This window comes from Saccharomonospora halophila 8, assembly GCF_000383775.1.
GTDB lineage: Bacteria > Actinomycetota > Actinomycetes > Mycobacteriales > Pseudonocardiaceae > Saccharomonospora > Saccharomonospora halophila.
Map to the genome: position 1 here is coordinate 64,972 of NZ_KB912485.1, position 6,839 is coordinate 71,810.

Sequence of the window (6,839 nt, forward strand, 5' to 3'; positions counted from 1 at the left end):
CGCCGCGCCCGGTACTCGTCCAGCCGCCTCGCCATACCCGCCGGACTACCCCGCGCACGCCGCCTTTATCCGGATGCGTGCGGGGTGGGACCGGGCGCGCGACGACCCGGGTGGTCGCCGGTGGGCGGGCGGGGGCCATGATCATCACCGGGGTGGGGTCCGGGAGACTGGCAGCGCTCGTCGACGACCGTCGACGCTGTTCGATCGATGCCGATGCCGGAAGGGGCAGCTGACGTCATGATGGGTCGCACCCACGCGGCGACCGGGTGGTGCGCTGGGCTCGCCGTCGCGCCCGTGGTGGGAATCACCACGCTCGCGCAGGCGGTGGTGTTCGCCGCCACCACGGCGGGATTCGCGCTGCTGCCCGACCTCGACCATCCCGGGGCGCGCGCCTCGAAACTCCTCGGGCCGGTCACGGGCGCACTGTCCTGGCTGTTGCGCAAGGCCTCCGGCGGGCTCTACGCCCTGACCAAGGGGCCGCGCGACGAGGACAAGACGGGCACCCACCGGCACCTGTCGCACACGGTCCTGTTCGCGGCGGCGGTCGGCGCGGGTACCGCGGCGGGCACGGCGGCAGGAGGGCCGTGGGCGGTCGCCGCCGTGGTCGTGTTCGGTCTGCTGCTGGCCGAGGACGCACTCGGCGACTGGGTGCTGCCGGTGGCCGGAGTGGCCGTGGTGTGGTGGGTGATCGAGAACAGCCCCGACGTGCTCGGACGGCTCGACGAGGTGTCCGGCTGGCTCGGTGTGGCCGTGGCGATCGGGTGCGTCGTCCACTGCCTCGGTGACGCGCTCACCGAATCGGGTTGTCCGTTTCTTTTCCCCGTGCCGATCGCCGGGGAAACGTGGTACGAACTGCGACCGCCCGCATTCCTGCGGTTCAGTACCGGCACGGCCGTCGAGAACAAGGTGTTGCTTCCACTGTTCGTCGTGCTCGGCGTGCTTCTCATTCCGGGAGTGTGGGCGGTGATTCTGGACATGGTGAACGTCGTCCTCGGGTCCGGGGCGGATCAGGAAGCCTGAGAATGACTGTCGCGTCCCGCGGAACATTTTCCACGGACGTCCCGGTCGCCCCGCGCGCGAGGAGACGGTGCCCCGGGGCACGCCCAGGGCACCGTCTTCAGGGAGCACCCGACGGGGTCAGCCCTTCTTGAAGTACCAGGCGGAGGACTCCTTGTCCCAGGCCTTGGCGCCCTTGGCGCCCGCGGCGGCCCCGCTGTCCTCGTAGTGCGCCCAGCCGGCCTTCTTGGCCTTCTTGTGCTTCTTGTGCTTGTCCTTGCCGTGCCGCGCGTCGCCGTCGGCGGCGGCGTCGTCGGTGGCCGCGTCGCGGGCCATGCCGTCGGCGCGGTGCTTCTTGTGCTTGCGGTCGGCCTTGTGCTTGATGCCGGCCGCCTCGGACGACACGTCGCCTGCGACGGCACCGTCGGCGCCCGCGGCCGCGATGTTGGCCTCGTGGGACGCCCAGTGGGCCTCGACGTCGCCACCCTTGTCGGCGGCGGCCACACCGGCGGCGCCGAAGGCCAGCGGCAGGGCCAGGGCAGCCGTCACAATACCGCGACGAACAGAACGCATGAGCTGATCCTTTCTGGTGTGTTCACACAGGACAGGACCGAACCTCTGGCGAGCGGATGCTGTCGAAGGCCGGTCCTCTGCTCCGAGGCTTGCGCCTCAAACAATTCCGTACCCTCGACGGTGATCCGCTAACCTCGAATTGACGGCCCCCGGGCCCGTCTTCACCGGGTCGGGCTATCCCGGATTCCATCGAAAGCGATCTTGGCCACGGCGTCCACGATCGGGGTGTCATCACTTCCCCGAGGTTGATACCACTCCACCAGGGAATTGACCATTCCGAACACCAGGCGTGCGGTGAGGGCCGGATCGACGTCCGGCCGGATGTCGCCGTCCCGCTCCGCCTCGGCCACGAGGTCGGCGACGATCCGGTCGAATCGTCGCCTGCGGGCCAGCGCCGCCCGCTCCACCTCGGTGTTGCCCCGCACCCGCAGCAACAGCGTGACGAACGGCAGCCGCTCGACCAGCACCCGGACACTGCCGCGCACCAGGTACTCGAGACGGTCCACCGCCCGCCCGTCGAGCTCGGCGGCCTCGTCGGCGACGGTGAACAGCCCGTCCAGCGCGTGGTCGACCGCCAGCCGCAGCAGCTCCTGCTTGCCCGAAACGTGGTGGTAGATGGCCGACTTCGTGATGCCGAGCCTGCGGGCGAGGTCCTCCATGCTCGTGCCGTCGTAGCCGCGCTCGTTGAACAGGGTGACCGCGACGTCCAACAGCGACTCCAGGTCGTAGCCGGGCCGTCCCCGGCGGCTCGTCCTCGTCGGCCCGGTGGCGGTCATGGTGGCCAGTATCCCAGTCCGCACCCGGGACGGTGTGCGGCCGGTCCCGGGCTCACCGGTCCCGGTCGTCGACGACCCGGCGCATCTTGCCGACCGACCGCTCCAGCGTCTCCGGGTCGACGACGTCGACCTCGACGCGCACCCCGACCTCGTCGGCGACCCGCCCGCTGACCCGCCGGGCCACCCCGGCACGGTCCCCGGCGGGGAGATCGTCGGCCGCCTCCACCCGGACGGTCATCGTGTCCAGGCGGTCCCGGGTCGCCAGCACGAGCTGGAAGTGTGCCGACAGGCCGTCGGTGGCCAGCACGATCTCCTCGATCTGGGTGGGGAAGACGTTCACCCCGCGCAGGACGATCATGTCGTCGGAGCGGCCGGTGATCCGGTCCATCCGGCGGTGGGCGGGACGCGCGGTGCCCGGGCGCAGCCGGGTGAGGTCGCGCGTGCGGTACCGGATCAGCGGCATCGCCTCGCGGGTCAGTGTGGTGAACGTCAGTTCACCGAGCGCCCCGTCGTCGAGGACGGACCCGGTCTCCGGGTCGACGATCTCCGGCAGGAAGTGGTCCTCCCAGATGTGCGGCCCGTCCTTGGTCTCCACGCACTCCTGCGCCACCCCGGGCCCCATCATCTCGGACAGTCCGTAGATGTCCACCGCGTCGATACCCGCGCGGCGTTCGATCTCCGCGCGCATGCCCTCGGTCCACGGTTCGGCGCCGAGGATGCCGATCCGCAGCGAGGACGTGGCCGGGTCGAGGCCCTGCCGCTCGAACTCGTCCAGCAGCGTCAGCAGGTACGACGGCGTGACCATGATGATCTCCGGCTCCAGGTCGGTGATCAGCCGGACCTGGCGGGCGCTCATCCCGCCGGAGGCGGGCACGACCGCACAGCCGAGCGCCTCGGCGCCGTAGTGCGCGCCCAGACCCCCGGTGAACAGGCCGTACCCGTAGGACACGTGGACCGTCTGGCCCGGCCTGCCGCCCGCCGCCCGGATCGAGCGCGCCACCAGCGCCGCCCAGGTGCGCAGGTCGCCCTCGGTGTGGGCGACCACGGTGGGCGCCCCGGTCGTGCCGCTGGAGGCGTGCATCCTGCGTATCCGGTCCCGGCCGACCGCGAACAACCCGGACGGGTAGTTGTCCCGGAGGTCCTGCTTCGTGGTGCAGGGGAACCGGGCGAGATCGGCGAGTTCGCGGCAGTCGTCCGGGTGTACCCCGGCGCGGTCGAAGCGGTCGCGGTAGAACGGGACGTTGTCGTAGGCGTGCCGCAGCGTCCACCGCAGGCGCCGCAGTTGCAGTGCACGCAACTCGTCGGTGCTCAGGTGTTCGGTGGCGTCGCCGTCGGGGAGTCCGGACGTGCGACGTCCGTCTCCGGTGTCGTCGGTGTGGCCGGGGGCCTTTCGCGGGTCGTCGACAGTGCTCACGACTCCTCCTTGAGCCGATCGGGCGCACCCTTCGGGTCGGCGTGCACATTGTCCCGGGCGGCGGGTGCGCCTAAAATTACTGACCGAGTGGTTGGTAAATCAATGGAGGAGGTCTTCTCGATGGGTGCGTTGCCCAGTTACGTCTCCGGCGGATGGCACACGCCGTCCGGGGACGGCACCCCGGCGTACGACGCGGCGACCGGGGAGGAGGTCGCCCGGATCTCCTCCACCGGCATCGACATGGCGGCGGCGTTGGACCACGGCCGCACGGTGGGCGGGCCCGCGCTGCGGGCGCTGACCTTCCACCAGCGGGGCGCGCTGCTGAAGGCGCTCGTGTCCCACCTGCGGGAGCACCGCGACGAGCTGTACGCACTCTCCGCCCGCACCGGGGCGACGAAGGCCGACTCGAAGTTCGACATCGACGGCGGGATCGGCGTCGCGGCCGCCTACGCGAGCCTGGCGAAGCGGGAGCTGCCGAACGACACCGTCTACCCCGAGGGGCGGGTCGAGACGCTGGGCAAGGGCGGCACCTTCGTCGGGCGCAACGTGCTGACCCCGCTGCACGGGGTCGCCGTGCAGATCAACGCCTTCAACTTCCCGGTGTGGGGGCCGCTGGAGAAGTTCGCCCCCGCGTTCCTCGCCGGGGTACCCAGTCTGATCAAACCCGCGAGTCAGACCGCCTACCTCACCCACCGGCTCGTGGAACTGATCGTGGAATCCGGGCTGCTGCCGGAGGGCTCGCTGCAACTGGTCTGCGGCGGTGCCGGGGACCTGCTCGACCACGTCACCGGTCAGGACCTCGTCTCGTTCACCGGCTCGGCCGCCACCGCCCAGCGTCTGCGCGCGCACCCGGCCGTGGTGCGGAACTCGGTGCGGTTCAACGCCGAGGCGGACTCACTGAACCTCTCGGTGCTCGGCCCGGACGCCGTCCCCGGGACGACCGAGTTCGACCTCTACGTCAAACAGGTCGTCACCGAGATGACCGTCAAGGCGGGGCAGAAGTGCACCGCCATCCGGCGCGCGTTCGTCCCCGCGGAGCTGATCGACGACGTCGAGCGGGCGCTGTGCGAGAAGCTGGCGAAGGTCACCGTCGGCAACCCCACCGCCGAGGGCGTGCGCATGGGGGCGTTGGCGAGCCTGGAGCAGCGGGAGGAGGTGCGCCGCTCGCTCAAGGCGCTGTCCGGCGCCGGACGGATCGTCTTCGGCGATCCCGACCGGGTGGACGTCGTCGACGCCGACCACGAGCGGGGCGCCTTCGTCTCCCCGGTCCTGCTCCGTGCGGACGACCCGGATCGCGCCGAGCCGCACGAGGTCGAGGCGTTCGGCCCCGTCGCCACCCTGATGCCCTACACCTCCGTGGAGCAGCTGGTGGCTCTGGCCGCGCGCGGCCAGGGCAGTCTCGCCGGGTCGGTCGTCACCGGAGACCCGGACTTCGCCCGCGACGTCGTGCTCGGGGTGGCGCCGTGGCACGGGCGTCTGCTGGTGCTCGACGCCGAGGACGCCGGGGAGTCCACCGGGCACGGCTCGCCGTTGCCCGCGTTCGTGCACGGGGGTCCGGGCCGCGCGGGCGGGGGTCAGGAGATGGCCGGTATCCACGGCGTGCTGCACCACATGCAGCGCACGTCGGTGCAGGGCAGCCCCACCGTGTTGGGCCGGGTCACCGGGCAGTGGGTGCCGGGCGCCGAGCGCACCGCCGACGAGCACCCGTTCCGCAAGTCACTGGCGCGGCTGCGGCCGGGCGACTCGGTGACCGCCGGACCGCGCCGGGTCACCGCCGAGGACGTGGCGCACTTCGCCGAGTTCACCGGGGACACCTTCTACGCCCACACCGACGAGACCGCCGCCGCGGCGAACCCGCTGTTCGGCGGCATCGTCGCGCACGGCTACCTGGTGGTGTCGCTGGCCGCGGGGCTGTTCGTCTCCCCCGAACCGGGGCCCGTGCTGGCGAACTACGGCCTGGAGAACCTGCGGTTCCGCACCCCGGTCAAGCCGGGGGACGAGCTGACCGTGACGCTCACCGCGAAGCAGATCACGCCCCGGGAGGACGCCGACCACGGCGAGGTCCGCTGGGACACCGAGGTGACCAACCAGCAGGGCGAGCCCGTGGCGAAGTACGACGTGCTCACCCTCGTGGCGAAGGACGGCTGAGATGACCGCGACCGTGCCCGACCTCGAACGGGACTTCACCGACACCCTCGCCCGCGAGGAGCGGCTCGAACCACGGGACTGGGTGCCCGACGAGTACCGCGCCACGATGATCCGGATGATCGCCCAGCACGCGCACTCCGAGATCATCGGGATGCAGCCGGAGGGCAACTGGATCACCCGCGCGCCGTCGTTGCGGCGCAAGGCGATCCTGCTGGCCAAGGTCCAGGACGAGGCCGGGCACGGTCTCTACCTCTACTCGGCGGCCGAGACGCTCGGCGCCGACCGGGACGACATGACCGACAAGCTGATCGCCGGGCGGCAGAAGTACTCGTCGATCTTCAACTACCCGACGTTGACCTTCGCCGACGTCGGTGTGATCGGCTGGCTGGTGGACGGCGCGGCGATCTGCAACCAGGTTCCGCTGTGCCGCAGTTCGTACGGGCCGTACGCGCGGGCGATGATCCGGATCTGCAAGGAGGAGTCGTTCCACCAGCGGCAGGGCTACGAACTGCTGATGACGATGATGCGCGGCACCGACGCGCAACGGCGGATGGTGCAGGAGTCGACCGATCGCTGGTGGTGGCCGTCGCTGATGATGTTCGGCCCGCCGGACGCCGACTCGCCGCACACCGAGCGGTCACTGGCGTGGAAGATCAAGCGGCACACCAACGACGAGCTGCGCCAGCGCTTCGTCGACATGACCGTGCCGCAGGCCGAGGCGCTGGGCGTCACGCTGCCGGACGACGATCTGCGGTGGAACGCCGAGCGCGGGCACTACGACTTCGGCGAGATCGACTGGAGCGAGTTCAAGCGGGTGCTGAAGGGCAACGGCCCGTGTAACGCCGAGCGTCTCGCGCACCGTCGGGCCGCGCACGACGACGGGGCGTGGGTCCGCGAGGCCGCCGCGGCGCACGCCGCGAAGAAGGGCCCCG

Annotated in this window: 6 protein-coding genes; 3 read left to right on the forward strand and 3 right to left on the reverse strand. The window is 71.2% G+C overall.

All coding sequences use genetic code 11. From position 1 onward, the window contains the following. Positions 1 to 237: 237 nt before the first annotated feature. Complete coding sequence (locus SACHA_RS0102245) at positions 238 to 1,020, forward strand: metal-dependent hydrolase (RefSeq protein WP_019806870.1); 783 nt, start codon at positions 238 to 240, stop codon at positions 1,018 to 1,020. A 117-nt stretch (positions 1,021 to 1,137) separates the two neighbouring features. On the opposite strand, the gene SACHA_RS0102250 is transcribed toward SACHA_RS0102245, so the two are convergent. The 3 genes from SACHA_RS0102250 to paaK all read right to left on the reverse strand — a co-directional run bounded on the left by SACHA_RS0102250 (position 1,138) and on the right by paaK (position 3,759). Continuing rightward, a complete protein-coding gene (locus SACHA_RS0102250; RefSeq protein WP_028662809.1) occupies positions 1,138 to 1,569 on the reverse strand; it encodes a hypothetical protein in 432 nt (143 codons plus the stop codon). 161 nt (positions 1,570 to 1,730) lie between these two features. Then, complete coding sequence (locus SACHA_RS0102255; protein WP_019806872.1) at positions 1,731 to 2,345, reverse strand: TetR/AcrR family transcriptional regulator; 615 nt, start codon at positions 2,343 to 2,345, stop codon at positions 1,731 to 1,733. A 52-nt stretch (positions 2,346 to 2,397) separates the two neighbouring features. Beyond that, on the reverse strand, positions 2,398 to 3,759 hold the full coding sequence (gene paaK / locus SACHA_RS0102260; RefSeq protein ID WP_019806874.1) for a phenylacetate--CoA ligase PaaK: 1,362 nt from the start codon (positions 3,757 to 3,759) through the stop codon (positions 2,398 to 2,400). A 120-nt stretch (positions 3,760 to 3,879) separates the two neighbouring features. Here paaK and paaZ point away from each other — a divergent pair, with 120 nt between their 5' ends. Together paaZ and paaA are read left to right on the forward strand one after the other, a co-directional pair. After that, positions 3,880 to 5,907 (forward strand): phenylacetic acid degradation bifunctional protein PaaZ, encoded by a 2,028-nt coding sequence (paaZ, locus tag SACHA_RS0102265; RefSeq protein WP_028662810.1) that lies wholly within the window; start codon positions 3,880 to 3,882, stop codon positions 5,905 to 5,907. Position 5,908: 1 nt separating this feature from the next. After that, on the forward strand, positions 5,909 to 6,839 hold a 931-nt coding region (gene paaA, locus SACHA_RS19900; RefSeq protein WP_019806878.1), incomplete at its 3' end, for a 1,2-phenylacetyl-CoA epoxidase subunit PaaA.

Excerpts from the sequence above, each read along its gene's own strand:
- SACHA_RS0102255 (WP_019806872.1), bottom strand. The coding sequence starts at position 2,345 with ATGACCGCCACCGGGCCGACGAGGACGAGCCGCCGGGGACGGCCCGGC.
- paaZ (WP_028662810.1), top strand. The coding sequence starts at position 3,880 with ATGGGTGCGTTGCCCAGTTACGTCTCCGGCGGATGGCACACGCCGTCC.
- SACHA_RS0102250 (WP_028662809.1), bottom strand. The coding sequence starts at position 1,569 with ATGCGTTCTGTTCGTCGCGGTATTGTGACGGCTGCCCTGGCCCTGCCG.
- SACHA_RS0102245 (WP_019806870.1), top strand. The coding sequence starts at position 238 with ATGATGGGTCGCACCCACGCGGCGACCGGGTGGTGCGCTGGGCTCGCC.